This is a genomic window from Rhodopirellula islandica (genome assembly GCF_001027925.1).
GTDB lineage: Bacteria > Planctomycetota > Planctomycetia > Pirellulales > Pirellulaceae > Rhodopirellula > Rhodopirellula islandica.
On record NZ_LECT01000007.1, the window covers coordinates 328,617 to 349,782 of the forward strand.

Sequence of the window (21,166 nt, forward strand, 5' to 3'; positions counted from 1 at the left end):
TCACCCTTGCATCATCGAGCAATTTGGGCGGTGATCTCGATCTCGCTCGCAGCGAGGTCTGGTTTCGCGTTGCAGCAGTCTAACGCAAGATGATTTCGCCTAGTAGTCCTGGCGTTGCTGCCTGGGCAGGCGTTGCAACGCATGGGATTGGGGCGAGTCGGGACCCTGGGCAGGTCCGGTTCGCCGGTGAGAGCGGTCGCCCCGGACAGTGGTGCCCGTCTCACCTGCCATCAGGAATCGCGTCTCAGCGGCCGAGAGATCTGTCCCGGTCGCTGAGTGAAGTCTTTGATGTGGGCCGTGCTGCCGCCCATCCAGTTTAGCGAGCAAGCTCAGCGACTCGGTGCTGCCACCGGTTGGTTGGGCACATGGAGCATGATGGTCGTGGCGTAGCTGGTGAAGTCGAACTCCTCGGTCTTCTCGTCCATCGCGTTGTGGTGGGCTGCGATCAAGTGGCGTGTCGCCTTCTTGGGAACGAAGGTGGCCATGCCAGACGCATCGGTCGTGAACTCGTGGCTGGGGTCCATCTCACCCTGCAGGGTTTCTCCTTCGGGGATGAAACTGACGATGGCGTCTTGGAGTGGTTTGCCGTGATGCAAGACGGTGACCGTGATCGCTTGGCCCACGCGAACTTCGCTGAGCGGGCAAGTGTCGAGAACCATTTCGAATGGCAGTCCGACCGCCGTTTCATGTGCATGACCGCCGACCTTGGGTGCGTCCAATGAATCGCTGGCAAGCACATAGCTTTTCGCGGTTCGGATGCTGCGGATCGATTTGCCATGGTTCATGACTCGATCGAGCGTTTGAACGAACTGATGCACGCCGGGTTGTTTCAGTGTGACGGGCGTCGTCCAGTAGCCTTGCTTCTCGGCCGACGCGGAGGTGATGAGGTTGGGCTTCAAATCAGAACGTGTCCCATCCGGTCGAATTTGATCCAGCGAAGTCCAGTCCAGTGTCAGTAAACCCGCCAGTTTGAAATCACGATGTTGATTGCCGTGGTTCCCAAGACGCAGGTCGACATGCACGACCTCGCCGGTTCGAACAATCGGTGAGTTGGTTTGGATCCACGTGTCGTGGGCGGACGCCAGTGCGGGAAGAAAGAGAGCCAATGCGAAGGTCAGGTTTCGATAAGTTGTGTTCATGAATTGGTTGCAAGGGGAAAGAGGATGTTGGGTTGTCGAAAGGACGGTTTCAATGACTTGAAGAGGAAGTTGAGAGCAGCGTCTGGGGAGATTCGTATCGCTCCGTGAGCCAGGCGGGACCGATCTCGCGAAGCGTTGCCGTGAAGGGCTGGTCGTTCGCGAATCGGTGCCAGATTTGCTTCGCCAGTTCGTCGTGCAGCGCGTCCGGTGACTCCGCAAAGGTTTGCGTCGTGACCAGGAAGCTCAGCGGTGAATTGAACAGCCTCGATTGCAGATTCAGCTTGCGAAGCGATGGGGCGTTCGGATCTGCCACCTTGCGTGCTTCAAATTCAGAGGCAAAGTGGCTGGTTCCACGGATGGGAGCTTGAATCTCGAATTCGTTGTCGAAGCACAAACACGCCACCAGCGGCCGGGTGGCTTTGGCAATTCGCTCGCGATGTGATTCGCTGACCGGATCGTCGCCGGCTTCCCACTCCGCATGTTGGGCGGCAAAGTTGGCTTTGGTCAGCAGGTTGTAAGCTTCGATTTGATGTTCCATCACCATCAAGGCGGTGATGTCACTGGTCGCGACCAAGTACTGCTGCTGGTCCACTCTTGGCGGAAGCGAAGGTTGGTTTTCGCCGCCAGCATTTTCGATGATCTCGGGACGGCGTTTTCCCTCGAGGATGAATCCGCCCAGGTGATGTTGGTCACCATGAGTGCCAGTGACGTACCATCCACCCCAGCGTTCTGCGAGTGGGCTGCGTTGGTTGGTCAGGTGGCTGCCGGCGCGGATCACCGGAACGCCCTTCGCATTGGGGTACACCGAGCGAACTTGGAAACCAGGAATGCCTCCGGTTCGCGAACCACCGTGGCAACTCAAGCATCGATTGGCTTGCCGTTGCAATCTTGGTGGCTGATCGAAGGCAAGTTCCATGGTGTAAAACACGGTTCCTAAATCGGGGTCTGCCGCCGCGATTTCAATCTCGCCGCCCTGGACGTAGCCGACGAAGATCTCGTCATTGAAATAGATCGCCCGAGGTGTCTCCGGCGAAATATGTGGTTTCTGCAGACTGGTCTTTGAAAACACGAGCGTTTGCGATGAGACAGGAACGTTCAGTTGTTCCAGCAAGGATCGCAACCGAGACAGTTCGTCCTCGCCTGAGAGTTCTCGTTGGCCCGATTCCAAGTCGGCTTTCAGTTTGGCGACGCCATTGCGAGTCGCTTTTGAATCGCTGTACTGAATCGGCGCCGCTTCCCAGTTGACCGCTTGGGCTGGCAACGAAGTGCCGAATGGAAGCAGGACCCAAACCATGCACGCACGGAAACAGCTCATGGCGAGGCCTCCTCGTTGGTCGGGGATTCTTCGCCCGTTGCGATGCAGTGCAGTTCGCTGCCGGTGCGAATCAGGATCGCGTCGTGAGTGAACGCAACTCCGTATTGAACCGGGTCGGCGAATTGGTTTTCACCACGCTGGCGTGCGGCCTCAATCGCATCGTCGCTCATCGGTTTCCGGGCCTCGGAATTTTCCGACTTCTGTTCGCCTTCGGCATCCTCGGTGGATGCTGCTTCAGCGCTGGTGGATTCGGTTGGCCGAGAGCCGCCACCTTGCCCCGAGCCAGGTCGGCCGCCTTTCCCCGATCGCGGACCCGCGAATTGTCCCGAGCTCGTCGCGGGGATGGAATCGATGTCCCACAACTCATTTTCCGCGAGGACGTTGAATTCAGGTCCGGCGGCGATCACCGTCGTCTCACCGCCTTTCCCGAACAGGTAGATGCGATCGCCGATTCCAACGGGAGTCACCCAGCATTGCTCGCCGGCTCGTTTGCGATAAACCAGATCGCCTGATTCCAAGTCGAAGCAGTACAGAACCCCAGCGGTGGTGATCCAGTACGCCAGTCCTTGGTGTGCGATGGGCGAAGCGAAGGTGGTTGTCGCCTTCGTTGTTTTCCAAGCGACCTCGGGTTGGAACTGAGAACCATCGCCATCAATCCGCAGGCAAAGATTGGATTCGCGAGCTTCGACCGCGCGAGCGTCTTGCATTCCGTTGGATGCACCGACCAACACCATGTTTTCGAGCATGGCGGGTGGCGTGTTGGAAGTGTTCGCGCCGATGTCTTCGAATGTCCAGAGTTGTTCGCCGGTTTCGGGGGAGTACCCGTCAACGGACCCGTCGCTGCTGCAAACGATTTGTGCTTTGCCACCGATTTGGAGAATGGTCGGGGAGGCGTAGCTTTTGCGACTGAAGCGTTCGGTCTTCCAAGCGGTTTCGCCAGTGGCTTTGTTGACCGCCATCAAATACGAGTCTCCCTCGTGATCAATCAAAACAAACGCGTTGGGGCCGTGTTGTGCCAGAGAGCTTGCCAACCCGATATCGGATTGGAAGACGCCGGTTTCGTCGGCCAAGGATCGTTCCCAGAGAGGCTCGCCGGAGTGGCGATCGATCCCAACCAAGTTGCCTGTTTCGAAGAAAGCGACCACGTGGTTCTGGTCGACGACCGGGGTGGGTGCCGACCGACTTTGGAAGTAGTTGGATCGCACTGGTGTGGCAGACTCGATTTCGCGAGTCCACTTCACTTGCCCATCGGCCAGTGCAATCGCCATCACCACGCACGTTTCTTTCATGTCACCTTGGATGCTGGTGACATAAGCGGTGTCGCCCCAAACCACGGGGCTGGATTGACCTTTGCCGACGATGGATTGTTTCCAACGAACGTTTTTCCCGGGCGACCAGTTCAGTGGAAGCTTCTCAGCCTCCAATGATTCGCTGCTTCCCTGACCCAAAAACGCGGGCCAGACGGCTTGTGCCGAGGCGGATGTCAGTGGAGTGCAGAGCGGTGTGCACAGTGCCCAAGCCAATGTCGCCATTGCGATCGTCTGATTGAGAGACCGCTTGGGACAGTTTGTGTATGGTTGCAATTTCATCTCAAAATGCCTCCAAGACTTCGCGGCCGTTGCGGGTGCCGAGGGCACGCCACGTTTCCAGGTCCACACTTTCGGTGACGAAGCCAACGCTGCCGTCGCAACGAGCGACGTGGACACCTCCGGGGTGGTTGCTCCGTGTTCCAAAAACGCCCCAGCCACAACTGCCCATGTCGGGGATCAGGCTTTGTGGTGGGTGATAGTGCGAGTAGCCGGTCCAATACTCTCGGCCGTTGATCCAACCCGCGCCACGATGGCCAGCCCATCCGCGGTGCAGTCCGCTGCCACGAACATAGGCTTCCATTTCGTTGGGATCTTCCGGAAGAAAGAATCCTGCAAACCCTGGTGTGGTGGGTGGCATCGAACGGCTGATGAAGGCACAGGTCACATTCATCATCACTCGCTTTCGCAGGTGCGGTTCAGTGGGTTCCGCCGGATCTTGTTCCGACATGCCGAGCAAGTGCTCCGCGAAAGCCGCGGTGTTGCTCAGGCCGTCCGTGATCGCTTCAAAGCCGACCTTGGAATTGATCCAAAGGATTCCATCGGTGGTGGTGCGAGAGTCGTACAGCGTTCCGACGCCCGTGCCAAAATTCATGCCGTAGTTGGTGGCGGAGTAAGCCTGGGTTGGACCGCTCCCAGATAGCGTGGTGACATAGTAGGTCCGGTCATGGTCTTCGCTGGGACAGGTCAGCGTCGGCATCACGGTTTTCGCGGCGATGTCGTGTGGGGTGACAAGTTGGCCTGGGCAGCAACCCACATGCAGCGGTTGGTCAAAGTGAATCAGGTCCAGCATGTTGCCCTGTTCATAGAAGGGAGCCATCTGGGCGAAGACTGAAAAGTTGCCGGATGTTCCGGACCCGGTCGTGTAGTTGGACGGGAGCTTCCGGTGCGTGCTTTCATAGTTGTGCATGGCCAGCGTGATCTGCTTCAGATTGTTGCTGCACTGCATGCGTCGAGCGGCCTCGCGAGCAGCTTGGACCGCGGGAAGCAGCAGTCCAACCAGGACGCCGATGATCGCGATCACAACCAGCAGTTCCACCAAGGTGAAACCGCGTTGCGGAGAATTGTGTCGATAGATGTTCATGGGAGGTGAATGGTTTGGTGTTGAGAGAAACGTTGTTGGGTGTTTGGATCGGTGTCGGCATGCAGGTTCAGCCCGCAGAGTGCGCGCACCTTCTCCGGGGAAGCGAACCGAGCTGTTTTGAGCTCAGTTCGTTCGAGAGTTGAGTGGCGGTTAAAAGCCGATTCGAATCGGTGCAATCCGACGTTGGGTCACTGATCCTCGGCAGTGCGAGGACGCTCCCGCGTCAGCGACGAAGACCACACTGGTGTGAGGAGCGAGCCTTCAACCACCAACGCGGCAGCGGTGATTTCTGCGTCCGCACCTTCACTCCATGAGCGACGATGCCGTGAGCGCAGCAATGAACCGGATTGCAATGCGTGAAGAAGTCACCCGCTCACGAATCTTCCTTGCGGAATTCAGGAGCGAGCGAGACCGCAGGCTAGGGAACCGGCGGCTCGGGGCAGAGGCTCATTGCGTCCGATTGATCGTCTTGAAGACTCAAGCGAAATAGCAACGGCGGGGGAGAGACGTTCCACTGAAACGCTTGGAAGTCAACGACGACGCTGGAGAACAGGCTCCAAACCATCTCGATGCCATGGCATTTGGCGGCGTCTTGCAGGCGAACCCAGCGGACGGGTTTGTCATCGCTGGCATCGTCACAACAGGAAGCCTTGCCAGTCTTTGCCTGCGAGCAAGTGGACGTATCCGCGGATTGGCCCGTCGCGGTCTGGCACGTCAAGGAACGCTGACGCATCATCGCGGCGAATCCGGGGGGCGGCCCAGGAGAATCGGGGCCACAGCAGCTTCCCGCAACGCAGGTCGACGGTGCTTCCGGGGAAGTTCGGTCAGCGATCTCGCCGAGCGTCAGGTCAACGCGAGCGACCAGGAACGCTGGCGGGGTGACGTTGTTTTCGGCGGCCCATTGGAGTTTTTCTAAATCGCTGTGACAGCAGCACTTGTCCCAGCAGTAGTCGGCGGAGGAACAGCCGCACGGGCAGGATTCGCAAGGGAATCGGCCAACCTTTTCGGGCTGAGGAGCGGTGAGGGGCAGTCCGATCATGCCACACCCCAGCACCAACAGCAGCGTCAGGCTGACGCCGCGTCGTAGCAGGGAAGATCGAAACGGTCGAAAGAAAAACAAAACGGGCTCAATGCCTGACTGCGCGCCAAATCTGGCTCGCTCCTCACGCTGAGAATGGTAAACAAGCCCAGCCTTGAGGACAATCACCAACGTCCAGAATCCAAGGCGGCGACCTGCCGCATGGACGTACACGAAGACGTCGCGCCACGCATGATTTTGCGACGATCGAGATGGTTGATTCACGACGGCCCCTCCGGGGCGGCATGGTGTGTTGCGTTTGTGTTCATGTTTCTCGGGGCTTCCACCCCGAGCTAACGACGGCGGCCCCGCCGGGGCGAGATCAAGCATGGCTCCGGAGGAGTCCTCGTTGGTAGCTCGGGGCGGAAGCCCCGAGAACATTGCCGGCCACCATGAACATCGCCCCGGATGGGGCCGACGTTGGTTGCCCGCGATTCGTGTCGGTTTGGAAGTCGCAACGGCACGCCGGCCCCATCCGGGGCGTTTGGTGTGTTGCGTTTGTGTTCATGTTTCTCGGGGCTTCCACCCCGAGCTAACGATGACGGCCCCTCCGGGGCGATTTCGTGCATGGCTCCGGAGGAGTCCGCGTTGGTAGCTCGGGGTGTGAACCCCGAGAACATTGCCGGCCACCATGAACATCGCCCCGGATGGGGCCGTCGTTGGTTGACCAAGCCCGGTTCATTCGAACACGTAACGTGGATCGAACTGGATGCCATGTTTGCGCAATATCGCCAAGAACTCCTCTTGGAAGGTCAACTTCTTGTGATGCTCCTTTTGGTTTGCGATGTAGGCCATGACGGAATCCACAGACGATTCGCTGACGGAGAAGGCTCCGTACTTCGTCTGCCACTGGAACATTTTCAGTTTCGGGAAATGCTCGTGCACCCAAACGCTTGAGTTGGATTTCAGATCACGCACGCAATCGGCAATTGTTTGTGTCGGATGCATGCCGACCAACAAATGAATGTGATCTGCGATTCCGCCGGCCGCCAGAAGGACATGTTTTCGCTTGCGAAGAATGCCACCGATGTAAGCGTAAAGGTCTTCCTGGAACTCGTCGGCAATCAATGGTTTTCGATCCTTGGTGCTCCAGATCAGATGGACACGCAAATTGGTGTACGCCATGGTTAGTCACCTCGGATGAATGTTGGAAAGAACATTCAAGTGTAGCGATACGCCGGCCCCGTCCGGGGCGTTGGATGTTGGGTTTGGTTCACGTTTCTCGTTCCTCGTTTCTCGGGGCTTCCACCCCGAGCTAACGACGACGGCCCCATCCGGGGCGGATTCGTGGTTGACTCCGGAGGAGTCCGCGTTGGTAGCTCGGGGCAGAAGCCCCGAGAATCGTTGATGGCCACCATGAACATCGCCCCGGATGGGGCCGACGTTGATGCGATGAGGGGCACGATCGGGCCACGAATTTCGAACGAAAACCCACATCGTTCGCCGGCCCCATCCGGGGCGTTGGATGTTGGGTTTGGCTCACGTTTCTCGTTCCTCGGTCCTCGGGGCTTCCACCCCGAGCTAACGACGGCGGCCCCTCCGGGGCGGATTCGTGGTTGACTCCGGAGGAGTCCTCGTTGGTAGCTCGGGGCGGAAGCCCCGAGAACGTTGATGGCCAACATGAACATCGCCCCGGATGGGGCCGTCGTTGGTTTGCATGATGCAACGCCCTCATTCGGGACGTTTGAATTTCATGTTCCGATGACGCTATTGCCTTCGATCACGCGAATGACAACCGGCGGCTTGGCACGTCTTCCTTTTCATTTGTTGATGGTTCCACCGGTTCAATCTTCGAATCGCCAAACCAATTCGCGTCGCCGCTCTCGAACAACACCTCGCCTTCGGCGGTTGGGTCCGCCTCGCACTTCCAAGCGTGGTACAGCAGCGACGCGGCGGTTTTGTTGTTGAAATCCTGTTTGCCTGCCGGTGGGATCACCAAGTACAAACCTTGGCGAGCTCGTGTCATGGCGACGTACAGCAAGCACATCGCCTCGGTCAATCGAGCGGCAACGGAACCGCCAAACACAGCTTGCCAACGCTTGGGAAGGAAGTGCCACTGGGCTTCCCCGACGGACCGACTGAGTCCGCGAGCTGGTTGCCCAATCTCGGGGATGTCGGCCAAGCATTGCGGTGATTGGCCCAACAACGCTTTGTGGATCTCAGGCAAGAAGACCGCGTCAAATTCCAGCCCTTTGGATTGGTGAACGGTCATCACACGAACGACCGCGGCACGTGGGCGCTGGACACGTTTCTCATGAACCAGTTCGACGAAATCTCGCAGGCGACTGTCGGCGGTGTGTTGGTACAGCGTTGCCAGCTCGATCAGTTGTTCTAACCGCACGTTCTCACGACTGTCGCAGTGTGGCATCAACGCTTTCGCTAGGAACAAAATGGTTTTCGCGAGCCCCAGGTCTTCGATTTGAGCGCGAAGTTGATCGGCGGCTTCACCTTTGTCTTCGCTGTCCGAAAGTGGCAAGACAAACTGCAGGGGGCTGTTGGCGATGTGCAATCGCCAGCGGCCGTCACCGGGATGTTCGGACATCATCAACGCTGACAAAATCCATCGCACCGCGACGGAATCGACCAACGGGTTGCCGCCCTCGGCACTGACGTCGACATCGAGGTGTTCCAAACGGTTGATCAGGCCGCCGACGGTGCTGTTGGTGCGAGTCAACACGCCAATCGTCAGGTGCGGGGACCGGTGATGTAATTCGGCAATTTGTTTCGCAACGTCGTCCAGCAACCCTTTCTGAATGTCAGCGGCAGATGGTTTGCTCTTCGTTTTTTCATCCGCATCCGCTGGCAGTTTCAGGTTCAGTTCCGCGGTCCGAAATTGAACGAAACCGGGCAGCTCCTTCGCTGCTGTGTGCTTGGGGAATCGCTTGGCGAACCGCTTCAGCGACTTGGCTTCGTAGTAAGCTTTGTCAGCGGGATTGGGTGGGTCGGTGCCCTCTGCCATCGGGTGACGAGGCAAATGCTGGAACGCGTTGGTGACCGCGTCGAGCACCACGCTGCTGCTGCGATAGCTTTCGTCTTGTTGCTTGGCGATGATACCTGGAATCTGTTTGTCGACGGCATCGAAGATCTCCGCCACGCCCCCTCGCCAACCGTAGATGGCTTGCTTGGTATCGCCGACACAGAAAAATGACTTGGAGCGTTTGGGATCGAGGACGTTGGACGCGGAATCCGCCGAATCACTCGTGACCGATTGAGCCAGCAAACGAAGGACTTGCCACTGCACCGGGGAGGTGTCTTGGAACTCGTCCAGCAGCAGGTGATCGATCGAGGCATCGAGTCGGTCTTGCAGCGTGTGATTGTCAAGCTGCGTGAACACGCCGGCCAAGCGGACGGCGATGTCATCAAACGCCAGGGCCCGTTGGGCTTGCTTGACCAATTGAATCAACGTGTCGTAGTGATCGACCAAGGTGCCGGTGGCTTGGTTTTGAGCCCGCAGCAACGATAGGGACTCGTGCCGGGCGACTTCATAGATCAAGTCGAACTCGGGATCCAAACCGGGCGGGAACTTGCTGCGTCCAAATTTGACTTCTTCGCCATGCAACCGCGCCTTCGCAATGTTCTTGGTCAGCGTGGCTTCGACCAGCGGTCCGAACTCGCGAATTTCGAGGCTGTTGGCTGCGGATTCGAGTGCTTTGACGAGCGACTTTTGTGGCACTTTGGCGGATCGGAGCATCCCCGCTGTGCGGGTGATGTCGGCCGACTCAGGCAGCTCGGGGACTTTCAATTGGTCCCAGCGTTCGACGTCGGCTTGGCGAGCCAAGTGATAGGTGTTCTCCACCACATCGATCAATTCGCGAGCGATATTGCGTTTGACATCGCCGCGGCTGAGCATGGAGATCAGCGTTTCGGTTTCGGCGGGCTGCAGGGACTCGATCAAGTTTCCAATCGCGACTTGGCGCAACCAGATCTCCTCGACCTCGTCCGTCAAACGCCAGCCGGGCGGCAGATCCAATTCAAACGGCAGTGCCCGGGCGAGTTGCGAGAACAGACTGTCCAGCGTGCAAATGCGCAACCGGTGAATGTTGCGCAGCAAGCGATGGAAGAGTTGACCGCAGACGTGACGCGGCAAGCCTTCAATGCCGACTTGTTGCCGTAATTCCGCGATCGCTTTTTCGCTCGGATCGATCGCGGCTTTGCCAAGCGTGATCAGCACCCGTTCCAGGATTTCGCCCGCTGCTTTGCGAGTGAATGTGGTTGCGAGAATCGTTTCCGGTGGCGCACCGGTCAGCAGAATCTTCAGCAACCGAGCGGTGAGTTGGTAGGTCTTGCCCGTGCCGGCGGAGGCACGCACCAGCGTCGGCTCGAAGGCTTCTCGCAGCGTCGCCGGTGACTCAACAACGTAGTCCAGCTCATCGGGAAGCCATTCGTCCTCGTGCAGCAGGTCTGCTTCGGAAGGTTGGACGTCTTCGTCGAAGAACGGGTTGTCGTCAAACAGCGGGTGTTCGGATGGGGGGCTCATTCGAAGGCCTCCGTCTCGTCGTCCATGGGAATGAACACGCTTTCGTTCATCAGCATTTCGTAATCGTCGTATTCGACGCCATTGGGATTCGGATCGAAGTGGCACGCACGAATTTCGCGAACGCAGTGGTGAATCAATTCGTCTGCCGCGGCAAATTGGGACGGCGTGAACTCGGCGAGATTGATTTGCGTTTCGGTGTCCTTTTCGGCGACGTTGAAGTATCCCAGTTCCACATCCACCGGGTCGGCATCGATCCCCAGATCGGGAATGAAGCGACGATACAGCGGCAACTGCAGATCCACCCACTGGGTGGAGCCATCGGGCAATTTCTTCAAGTGCTTCTTTTCCGGTTTGTGACCGTGTGTTTTGTAGTCCAGGATCGCCCAGCGTCCGGTTTCAGGATGAAAGTCGATGCGGTCAAAGCGTCCCCGAAGGCCCGTGAATTCTCCATCGAGAACGATGCCGGTTGGCTTCTTCGGTTTGCCGGTGATCGGATGAATTTCTTTTTCATCGACGGCGTCTTCCACCGCGTGAATTTGCCATCCGGCGGCGGCTCGCTCGGCTTGTCGAAGGGCGACCGTTTTCAGTCGCCGCTGGGCTTGGCGAACTTGCAGCTTCACGGTCGTGGACGTGTTGTCGCCAAAGTGTTTGGCCGCGTATCGGTGCAGTTCCTCAATCAAGGCCTCTTCGATGCGTTTCGGATCCGTTTCGTTTTTGTAGTCGCTGTCGCCGAACTCTTCGAGCGCACCGTGAACCAAGTCGCCAAACTGGTTGGCGGCCAGTTCCAAGGGCGAATCGTCCAGCGGTCGCAGTCTCAAAACATGTCGCAGGTAAAACCGGTAGGGGCAGGCGAGGTAGGCGGAGAATGCAGTGACACTGAGTGTGTGGATCGTCCGTCCCGGTTCGGGCGGCGGAGGCGCGAAATACGCTTTGGAATCAACGCTGACCACAGGTGGAGGCTGGATCGGTTGAATCTCGACCTTGGGACGCGGGATGGTTAGCAGATCGCAAACACGTTTCGCCGCTTCTTCGGGAGTCGCCGCGGCGAGCAGGCGTGATGGCGGTGTGGGGGATCCGTCGGCGGAGTGCGAGCCGACCAGGAAGCGAACCGTTTCGCGAGAGGTCAGCAATTGCTGCATCGCATGCACGTCCCGAGCGTAGCGGCGATCGTTGGCGGATTGATGCAGCGTCGATCGCAGTGACTGAGGCAAGAACGGGTCACCCGATTGAGCTTCGGGAACAAACGGATGGTTCAAGCCGCAAACGATGAGAGCAGGCGAATCATCGAGGGCAAGGTCCAACCAACCCAGCAACTCGATTTCGGTGGGCGAAGGATCATCGACCCAGCGCACTTCGCTCATCCGCGAGGACAGCATCTCGACTGCGACGGCACCGTCCACCGGCTCGTCGAGCGACGGGCTGAGGTCGCCGAACCGGTGAAGCAACCGGAAGACAGCGTGAATGGCTTGCTGTGTTCGGGAAAGGGAGGCATCGGGTTCGGTGTCGTCGTTCTCTTTCGAACCTTCGTCATCCACAGGCACGAGCGAAGGAGCGACATCACCATACAGCTCGATCAAAATCGCCTGCAGCGTTTCGCTCCATTGCCGAATCGGTTGTTGCTGCGAGTCTTCGATCAAGGGCGACAACCACTGATCCAGCACATCGCGAATTTGATTGGCGGTTAGGGACTGTTGGACTTCTTCGGGCAGCGGTTCATCGACGGACCGAGGGAACGCGGACGAGAGCAGCTGATCCAGCTCTCGCAACCACTTTTCCGAGTTGGGATCGTCGGGGCACCGCTCGCTGACGTAACGAGCCACGTCGGCGTGACGCACGAGCGCCGCCAACGATCGCCAGGTGCGTCGTTGCAGGTACGTCACGACCAAGTGCATCAAACGCCCGACGGCGGTTTGTCCGACTCGGTGGCCCAAGTGTCGGTGCGTGGCAACGCCTAGCAAATCGCAGCGGTTCTCGATCGGTTCGACTTGCGATTCATCGGTGACGCCAATCGTGATTTGATCGACGCGGTACTTCTGGCCAAACTCGGCCAGCGTTTCCATCACGGCGGCGGTTTGATCCGAGATCTCTCCCGCGGGAATCAGTTGACCGTCTTGCAGAGGCAAGCTGTGCGATTGCCAACGATTTGAGATCAGGTTTCCAAACGAATCGAAACGTTTCGCCAGACTTTCGGGAGCCGCCACCAAAGCCGTGATCGCGGCGGACTTCTTGGACGATTCGACTTGGTGCAGCATCGAAACCAGCAGTTTGGAAATGTCGGTGGTTCCGATCAACACCATCGGCCGCGTCGCGCGACAAGCGTTCTGACGAATCGCATCGAGTTGAGCTTCGTTGGGATCGGCCTTTCCCGCGGCTGCCAACTCTGCCAAGTAGGCTTTCATCAAGTCGACAAAGAATTGCCAACGACGACGCTCACCGGCCGAGTCGCACATCTCAAGGACATCAGCGTAGGTCAATCCTTCGGCAGCGATGGAATTGTGCAACCGCCGCATCGTGCCGCCCAGTTCCAGCCAAGCGTCGGCGGCATCGGGCGCCGGCGGGCTGGAGATCAAGACGCTCAAGTCGTCTTGGTTGGCGGCCGCCAGGACCCGGGCCCAAGCCAGGGTCTGTTCGAAATCGAGTGCTGCGGTGTCGGATTCGTACAGGCGAGATGGCAGGTCGCCGACCGTCAGCATTCGCGGGGAGTGCAGGGTTTGCTCCGCCGCGTTGGCCTCTGCAAGCAGAAGTTCCTTCATGCGATCAATCGCGCGGCGGGACGGGAACACCAAATCCAAGTGCGACAAATCCCAGTCGCCTTTGGTTTGGGATTTTGGCCCGTTGGTTTCTTTCAGCCACTGCAGACTCGAGATCAGCAGTGGTTGGTTCCATCCCAGAAAGATTGTTTGCGTCATTCGGTTCAAATTGGGGATTCGCGGTGGGGGGCGAGCGGGGAACGCAGAGTCGAATGCGGCGGAAACGCGGTGCTATTCCGCGTCCGGCTTTTCTCGCACCCAAACCTCGTCGTTCTCAATTTTGATGTCGAAGCAATCGACTTTGGTTCGCGGGTTGTCTTCCCAGGTGCCGTCCTTGATGCAGAATCGCCACGCGTGCCAAGGGCAAGTCACGGTGTTTTCTTCGACGTGACCTTCGGCCAGCGACGCACCCATGTGGGGGCACAGATCGTCGATCGCGTACCATTCGTCGCCTTTGCGGAAAACCGCGACCATTCGGCCGTCGACGGGGACCGCTTTGCCGACGTTGTCTTCAAAATCGGAAACCTTCCCAACGCTTTCGTATTCGCTCATGTCTTGATTCTCTGTTTGGTGTGGACTTCGTTCTCGCCGCTCAGCGTTCTGATCCCCCGTTTTATCGCACCCCAGCCGATTCCCCAATGAGGCTGAGGATGACTCGGGCGGCCAGATTCGCTTTAATGGACATCTGGTCGTCGCTTGACCACTCGATCCGTCTTTGGTGCCAGTTTTTTATGATTCATCACGAACTCCGACGAAAACTCGAATCACGCGTTTTGCCGCACGTGCAAACGCCGGCTCAGTACGTCGGTGGGGAACGCAATATCGTTGTCAAAGACCATCGCAAACTTCGCGGGAAAATCGCCGTTGGGTTCCCTGACGCGTACACGATCGGGATGAGCCACCACGGGTTGCAAGTGCTCTATTCGATGATCAATCGGCGGGACGATTGGTGTGCGGAGCGAGTCTTCATGCCTTGGCCGGACATGGAAGCGAAACTGCGTGAGCATCACTTGCCGCTGTACACGCTGGAAACGTTCACGCCGCTGAACGAGTTTGACGTGATCGGGTTGTCGCTGCAGTACGAAATCAGTTCGCCGAATGTGTTGACGATGGTCGACCTGGGCGGCCTGCCGCTGGACGCGGTTGATCGAACGATGGCGGATCCGTTGTTGGTCGCGGGAGGGCCGTGTTGTCAGAATCCCGAACCGATGGCCGACGTCTTCGATGTGATGGTGACTGGCGATGGTGAACCGGCACTGCCTGAAATCTGTGACTTGTGGATCAGTCTTCGCGAAGAGGTTCGCTTGCCCGATGGAACGTATGCGACCGGCGAAGAGGGCCGGAAACAACGCGAAGAAGCCTTGGCCCGCGTCGCCCAACAATTGCCGTACGCCTATGTGCCCCGGTTCTACGAGCCCCAGTATTCGGACAACAACCGAATTGGATCGATTGTCCGAACGCGAGACGACGTGCCAGAAACGATCGCACCCAGCGTGATCAGTGACTTGGATGGCATGCCGTTGCCAACCGAGCCCATTGTTCCATATGTCAACTGCGTGCACGACCGAATCGCGATCGAGATCATGCGTGGTTGCCCGCACCTGTGCCGGTTCTGTCAGAGCACGGTCATCAAACGCCCGCTGCGAATTCGGGAGGTCGACACGATCGTCGACGCCGCGCTGGAGAGCTACCGCAGCACAGGCTTCAACGAGATCAGCATTCTGTCGCTCTCCAGCAGTGACTACCCGCACTTTGCGGAGCTTGTGAAGCGGCTGCATGAAGTCTTTGTGCCGCTGGATGTGAACATCAGTGTGCCGAGTTTGCGAGTCAACGACCAACTGCGAACGCTGCCGGAATTGCTGGGAAGCACCCGGCGGAAATCGCTGACGTTGGCACCCGAAGTGGCTCGGGATGACATGCGGCAGCAGATTCGCAAGAAGATCAAGAACAGCGATTTGATCGAGGGATGCCGGGCGGCATTCCAGAACGGTTTCGAAAGCGTGAAGCTGTACTTCATGTGCGGTTTGCCGGGGGAACGTCCGGTCGATTTGGACGGCATCGTGGACTTGGCGGAAACGATTTCCACGGTCGGCAAAGAGGTCAATGGTCGGTACGCCCGAGTCACGGCCAGCGTCTCAAATTTCGTCCCGAAATCGCACACACCGTATCAATGGAACGGGATGCAGTCTCGCGAATACTTCCAGTGGGCACACAGCTACCTTTGGAAACGCCGCAAAATTCGCAGCGTGAACATCAAGTGTCACGACATCGAAACAAGCTTGTTGGAAGGCGTGATCAGCCGCGGCGACCGGCGAACCGGAAAGGCCATTCGGCTGGCTTGGGAACGCGGGGCTCGCATGGATGGCTGGACCGAACACCTGGATGCCGATCGTTGGTGGCAATCGATCCAGGACGCTGGCATTGATATCGATCAACAGGTGCATCAGAAGTACGAGATGATGGACAAGCTCCCCTGGGATCACGTCAACGTGAAGTTCGGGCGTGCTTACCTCGAAAAAGAACAGTCTCGTGCCACCGTTCAGTTGACCGACATGGCCAACGCGACGTAGCAACGTTCGATCAATGCGCGTCGGGTTGTCGTAGTGGACGAAGCGATGAGTCCTGCCAAAGGATTCGTGGCCTCGCCCATTACGACAGCAATTGGCCGTGTCCAGGCAAGTCACACCCCGCAATGCTGCGGGGTGTGGCGTTCACCTGTCTCTTTCTTCCAGTATTTCCCAACAAGACCAACCGATGACCATCCGCGTGCTTTGTTTCAGTGACCTGCATCGTGACCAGGATGCCGCCAAGCGACTGGTGGAACTTGCCGATCAAGCGGACTTGGTGTTGGGTGCCGGTGACTTTGCCAACCGGCACGAAGGTTTGTCTGATACGCTCGCTCTCCTGCAATCAATCACACAACCCACGGTGCTGGTTCCCGGCAACGGGGAGACGGTCGAAGAGCTGCGCGAGGCAACCGTGAATTGGAAGTCCGCGATGGTGCTGCACGGAGAAGGATGTGAGATCGAACTGCAGACGGGTTCCGTCCCGGTGTGGGGCGTGGGCGGGGGCATCCCCGTGACTCCGTTTGGTGACTGGAGCTACGACTTCGATGAAGAACAAGCCACGGAGATGCTGGCGGGGTGTCCCGAGGGAGCGATCTTGATCACGCATTCACCAGCCCTGGACACCGTTGATCACGACACTGCGGGACGTGTCCGCGGAAGCCAAGCCATTCGCGACGCGATCCTGGCGAAGAAGCCACGGTTCGCTGTTTGTGGTCACATTCACAGCGATTGGGAACGCCAGGTGACGTTGGGATCGACGCCGATCTTGAACGCTGGACCACGCGGGGTTTTCGTCGACGTCCCCAAGTAGCACGTTGGTTTCAAGCGTTTGCGGGCGCGCGGCCGGATGTCGTCGCTCCGCGACTGGGCGCGTGTTGGGAGCGTTGGTGACCTTGGGTTGAAACCCAAGGCTGACGGCTTCCGTCGCTCCGCGACTGGTTTGTGGGGTGGTGTCGATCATCCAACCGCGGAGCGGTGACAGTTGATAGGCTCGGGTTTCAACCCGAGTTCGATGTGGCGGCACTGAACCGGACAAGCCGCGGAGCGGCGACAGGTGTTTGCGATTCGGGGCGTCCATCGTCGCTCCGCGATTTTGTGCGCAAGGTTTCATTGCCGGAGAAGCTGGAAAAGCATGCCTTGTTGTTTCTTGGCAAGTGCTTCCGTTTCACCGAGTGGTTGGGGCGGGTAGGTCTTTTCTCGCGTGTAGCCGATGTGGTTCATCCAGGCTTTCCAGCGAAGGTTGCGGATCGCATCGATCGATGCGAACACGGGATCCGCTTTCGCTTCCGCCAGCGTCGTGGTTGTGTCGGGGGACCCCAATGCCGATGCGATGGTTTGCGCCATCAACCAATGCCCTTCCTCGTTGGGGTGCACCTTGTCTTTTGAAAATGGTTGGTCGCGTTCTTTCCTGGCGGCTCGCATCGCGGTGTGCAAGTCGATGACGGTGACGTCGGGGATGTCCAGTTCCATTTCCCAGCGTGCGTAGGCGCTGAGCACGGTGTCGTAATTGAACGAGTCGTCGGTGGGCTGGTAATCGTAGATGGGTGGTGTGACGAGATAGATCTTTTTCACACCAGCTTGCTTAGCTTGATCGATCATCTTGCGGATGCCGTTTTGGAATGCCGCGAATCGATCGTCGGAAAGCGGTTGGTAGATCCCGTCGTTCATTCCATAGCACGCGATCAAAACGTCTGGCTTGACTTTGGTCAGCAAACGCTCGAATCGTTCGAACAAGCAGGGCCGTGGAAACTTGCCACCTGCGTGCCCGTTTTCACTCAGTCCCGAGACGGTTTCGCTGGACAAGCCCAGAGGGTAAATGTCGAAGCTGCGACCAGGCGACTGAGTGTGCAGTTGATACGACAAAAAGGAAACGTAGTGGCCGGCTTGTGTGATGCTGTCACCCACCACCGCAATTCGTGAGGTGGCCAGCAAATCAATGTCGGATTCGTCCGCAAAGATTGGCTTGGATGGGAAGCTGATCAGGAGCAAGCAAGCCGTGATGGCGGCAGTGAACCGGGGGAGTTGTTTGCGTTTGCTTGGAGCTGAAGTGACTGACCGACGGCTGGACATGAGCGGCGTTCTTTCGGGGTGGGAAAATGAATGAAATGAAGTGGGGGATTCAGTTGAATCCATTCCAGTGCTCGGCAATTTTGCCGCGCAAGAAATCAGCGCTGCGGCGAAGTTGGTCGATGCCATCCACCCCGTCTTCGATGCTGATCCAGGAATCAAATCCTTTTGATTTCAATTCGCGGAAGATGGCATCATAGTCATTCAGGCCTTTGCCGATTTCGCCATGCCGAAGTCGTTGGGCGTAGCCGACCGATCCACCTTCTTCGGCACGCAAGTCCTCGAGCGTGCCTTCGATCAGGAAGCGATCGCTGGCGTGCATGGTGACGACGCGGTGAGACACGCGACGAAGCAATTCCAGTGGATCGTCACCAGCCAAGAAGGCATTGCTGGGGTCGTAGTTGACGCCGAAATTCGGGTGATCGATGGCATTCACCAGGTCACAAAACACGTCCATCGATTGAGCAAATTCAGGGTACTCCCAAAAGTCATCCTTGTAGTGATTCTCGAGTATCAGTGTGATTCCACGATCGGCGGCATAGGGGAGGCACTGGGTGATGCAGTCGGCCGCCAAGCGGATGCCTTCGTCGGTCGACAGTTCCGGACGTCGTTGTCCGCTGAGCACTCGGCAGTAGCTGCCACCCAGCGTCTCCGTCATTTCGATCCAACGCATTTGCTGTTGAATCTGAGCGTCGCGGAAGGCTTGATCGGGGTGAGTGAAATCGGGCGAGCAACACAGCATGGGAATGACCATCCCGAGGTCTTCGACTTGTTGGCGAAGCGAGGGCCAGTTGCTTTGGTTTTCCAGTTCAAGAAACCCGGCGTAGAACTCCAGGCCTTGCACATCCAGTGTCGACGCAAGCTCAAACCACTCGGCCAGCTTCATCAAACCGTCTTTGCACAACGCGGTCATGTAGGCTTTGGGAAACGCGGCCAGTTGAGGCATGGTAGAGACTGCTGTTTGTTGGAGGAAAGTGGCATCGGCTTCCAGCCTGTGGAGGTGTTCTTCAAAACGCTGGAAGTCTATGCCACGGGGGATCAGATGGGTTGAAGGACTGATTTGACGACTTCGCCACGGTGCATTTTTTCGAAGGCGGTTTGCCACTGGTCGATGGGCCAGATCCCGCCGATGATCGGTTGAACGTTCAGTTGTCCGCTGGTGAGCAGTGCCAAGACGCGTTCCCAGATGGGCCAGTTGTGGCTGAAGCTTCCTTGCAAGGTCACATTCTTTTGAACCAGTGGATCCAGGTTGTAGCCGAGCGGTTGCGGGCCCCAGCCGACTTTGCTGATCCATCCCGCTGGTCGCACAACTTGCATGGCGATCTCCAGCGTGGCACTGGATCCGGCCGCATCGATCACGCCGTCGCATCCCAGTCCATCACGTTCGTTGGCCCATCCGGATGGATCACCGACAATGCCTTGGCAACCGTAATGTTCCACCGCGATGTTGAGTCGGTGGCAATCGGATTCCAGCCCGACCAAAGCCACCTCGGCACCGCACAGTCGGGCCATGGCGGCACATAGGATGCCGATCGTGCCGGGACCCATCACGACAACTCGATCGCCCGGTTCAATGCGTGCGTTGCGAACGACTGCGTTGTAAGCGACGCAGCACGGTTCGGTCAGACAAGCGTGTTCGAACGCGAGTGAGTCGGGGACACGATGCAGAATGCGGGAAGGAACGCGAACATAGCGAGTCATTGCCCCGTCAACGCCGTAGCCGAACCCCTTTCGTGTGGGGTCCAAGTTGTAGAGGCCACGCCGTGACATCGGGTTGTTGGAATCGATGATCGCGGCCGTTTCGCTGACCACGCGATCACCCTCTTTCCAGCCCTCCACGTCGTTTCCGATCTCCGCGACGTGGCCACCAAATTCATGGCCGAGAACCACGGGGTAGTTCACCGGCCAAGAATGATGGGCGGTCCACTGATGGAGATCGCTGCCGCAGACGCCGACGTGGGAGACTTCCAGCAAGACATCTTGCGGGCCGATCTCGGGGCGATCGACTTCGCGAATTTCAACGGAGTTCGGTTCGGGAGCGTAGTTCACTACCGCGGCGGATTGCATCTTTTTGCCTGTTGATTGTCGAAGTGAAAAAGAGTCGGAACGTCTGATAATCCGAGAGCAGTCGCGAGGAGTTCGGGGCAACTCCGTCCCTCGCTCACGCTGCGGGTTATGACAGAGAGCTTGTTGGCGCTGTGAAGCAGGAATGATTGGGGTTCACCCTGTGAGCCGTTTGGGCGTTGACCCCGGTTGCGAGTGAAAACCGTGGCTAACGCCAACGGCTCACATACCCGATGACACCTGCGTACCTGCTTAGACGACGTTTTGCGCGTGCACGGCTTCGCAGATCATTCGCAGGGAGGATTCCAGGTCACCATCGGCGGTGCGAAAGGCGTCGGCGTCGATGGTCAGAGGCGCGCCCAGGACCACCAAAGGGGCACCGTACTTGGGGCACTCGATGGCTTGTTCGATCGACAAACCTCCGACGGCTTGGACGGGAACCTTCACCGCCTGAACCACTTCACGCAATTGATCCAGCGGGCTGGGCATTCGGTCGCCGCGAGCCGCGATGCCTCGTCGTTCGTCGTACCCAATGTGGTGGATGACAAAACCGCACCCCAGGTCTTCCAGTCGTTTGGCACCGGCGACCATGTCTTCGCTGACCATGTTGTCGCCCATGACTTGGCAACCGAAGTCGGCCCCCGCTTGGACGACGCAGCGAATGGTTTCTTCGTGAGCCCGAGCCATGACAACGACGTGGGTGGCGCCGGCATTCGCCATCATCTCGGCTTCCAAGTACCCGCCGTCCATTGTTTTGAGGTCGGCAACGATCGGCGTTTTCGGGAACGCGGCACGAAGTTCTCGGACGCCGTGCAAGCCTTCTGCCAAGATCAACGGGGTTCCCGCCTCCAGCCAATCCACCCCCGCACGCATTGCCAGTTCGGCAGTTTCAAGGGCTTCATCAATGTTGGTCAGGTCCAACGAAATCTGAACGATCGGACGCATCGGGCGGCCTCTGCAGGTGGGAAGGAAGGCGGGGTTCAGGCGGGAGGCCCGAATTGTATCGCATTCCAAACGTCCAGGAGTGTTGCTAAGCAGG

At 58.2% G+C, this 21,166-nt stretch carries 15 protein-coding genes; 2 read left to right on the forward strand and 13 right to left on the reverse strand.

What is annotated here, in order from left to right:
* Window positions 1-329 precede the first annotated feature (329 nt).
* The 9 genes from RISK_RS04105 to nirD form a co-directional block, all read right to left on the reverse strand.
* Window positions 330-1,139, reverse strand: a complete 810-nt coding sequence (locus RISK_RS04105; protein ID WP_083434762.1) for a DUF4198 domain-containing protein — start codon at window positions 1,137-1,139, stop codon at window positions 330-332.
* Between the two features lie 49 nt (window positions 1,140-1,188).
* A complete protein-coding gene (locus RISK_RS04110; RefSeq protein WP_150122478.1) occupies window positions 1,189-2,454 on the reverse strand; it encodes a hypothetical protein in 1,266 nt (421 codons plus the stop codon).
* The gene (locus RISK_RS04115; RefSeq protein ID WP_053061051.1) at window positions 2,451-4,043 is read right to left on the reverse strand and encodes a PQQ-binding-like beta-propeller repeat protein; all 1,593 of its coding nucleotides are present in this window, start codon (window positions 4,041-4,043) and stop codon (window positions 2,451-2,453) included. The genes RISK_RS04110 and RISK_RS04115 overlap by 4 nt, the downstream gene beginning before the upstream one ends.
* Window position 4,044: 1 nt before the next feature.
* On the reverse strand, window positions 4,045-5,124 hold the full coding sequence (locus tag RISK_RS04120) for a DUF1559 domain-containing protein (RefSeq protein WP_047812946.1): 1,080 nt from the start codon (window positions 5,122-5,124) through the stop codon (window positions 4,045-4,047).
* A 418-nt stretch (window positions 5,125-5,542) separates the two neighbouring features.
* A complete protein-coding gene (locus tag RISK_RS04125; RefSeq protein ID WP_047813058.1) occupies window positions 5,543-6,244 on the reverse strand; it encodes a hypothetical protein in 702 nt (233 codons plus the stop codon).
* A gap of 636 nt (window positions 6,245-6,880) precedes the next feature.
* The gene (gene tnpA / locus RISK_RS04130; protein WP_047812947.1) at window positions 6,881-7,327 is read right to left on the reverse strand and encodes an IS200/IS605 family transposase; all 447 of its coding nucleotides are present in this window, start codon (window positions 7,325-7,327) and stop codon (window positions 6,881-6,883) included.
* Window positions 7,328-7,922: 595 nt separating this feature from the next.
* Window positions 7,923-10,679 (reverse strand): UvrD-helicase domain-containing protein, encoded by a 2,757-nt coding sequence (locus RISK_RS04140; protein WP_047812949.1) that lies wholly within the window; start codon window positions 10,677-10,679, stop codon window positions 7,923-7,925.
* The gene (locus RISK_RS04145) at window positions 10,676-13,588 is read right to left on the reverse strand and encodes a PD-(D/E)XK nuclease family protein (RefSeq protein ID WP_047812950.1); all 2,913 of its coding nucleotides are present in this window, start codon (window positions 13,586-13,588) and stop codon (window positions 10,676-10,678) included. The genes RISK_RS04140 and RISK_RS04145 overlap by 4 nt, the downstream gene beginning before the upstream one ends.
* A gap of 72 nt (window positions 13,589-13,660) precedes the next feature.
* Entirely contained in the window at window positions 13,661-13,981 is a 321-nt protein-coding gene (nirD, locus tag RISK_RS04150) for a nitrite reductase small subunit NirD (protein WP_047812951.1), read from the reverse strand.
* 179 nt (window positions 13,982-14,160) lie between these two features.
* Here nirD and RISK_RS04155 point away from each other — a divergent pair, with 179 nt between their 5' ends.
* Window positions 14,161-15,999 (forward strand): TIGR03960 family B12-binding radical SAM protein, encoded by a 1,839-nt coding sequence (locus RISK_RS04155; protein WP_047812952.1) that lies wholly within the window; start codon window positions 14,161-14,163, stop codon window positions 15,997-15,999.
* Between the two features lie 184 nt (window positions 16,000-16,183).
* On the forward strand, window positions 16,184-16,807 hold the full coding sequence (locus RISK_RS04160) for a metallophosphoesterase family protein (protein WP_047812953.1): 624 nt from the start codon (window positions 16,184-16,186) through the stop codon (window positions 16,805-16,807).
* A gap of 296 nt (window positions 16,808-17,103) precedes the next feature.
* Here RISK_RS04160 and RISK_RS04165 read toward each other — a convergent pair whose 3' ends face one another.
* The 4 genes from RISK_RS04165 to RISK_RS04180 form a co-directional block, all read right to left on the reverse strand.
* Window positions 17,104-18,066 carry an SGNH/GDSL hydrolase family protein gene (locus RISK_RS04165; RefSeq protein ID WP_047812954.1) on the reverse strand — a complete coding sequence of 321 codons (963 nt, stop codon included), beginning with the start codon at window positions 18,064-18,066 and terminating at the stop codon, window positions 17,104-17,106.
* Between the two features lie 49 nt (window positions 18,067-18,115).
* Window positions 18,116-19,009: a sugar phosphate isomerase/epimerase family protein gene (locus RISK_RS04170; protein WP_047812955.1), complete on the reverse strand. Its 894-nt coding sequence runs from the start codon at window positions 19,007-19,009 to the stop codon at window positions 18,116-18,118.
* Window positions 19,010-19,101: 92 nt separating this feature from the next.
* Window positions 19,102-20,130 carry a zinc-binding dehydrogenase gene (locus RISK_RS04175; RefSeq protein ID WP_047812956.1) on the reverse strand — a complete coding sequence of 343 codons (1,029 nt, stop codon included), beginning with the start codon at window positions 20,128-20,130 and terminating at the stop codon, window positions 19,102-19,104.
* 249 nt (window positions 20,131-20,379) lie between these two features.
* Window positions 20,380-21,072: an orotidine 5'-phosphate decarboxylase / HUMPS family protein gene (locus tag RISK_RS04180; RefSeq protein WP_047812957.1), complete on the reverse strand. Its 693-nt coding sequence runs from the start codon at window positions 21,070-21,072 to the stop codon at window positions 20,380-20,382.
* Window positions 21,073-21,166 lie beyond the last annotated feature (94 nt).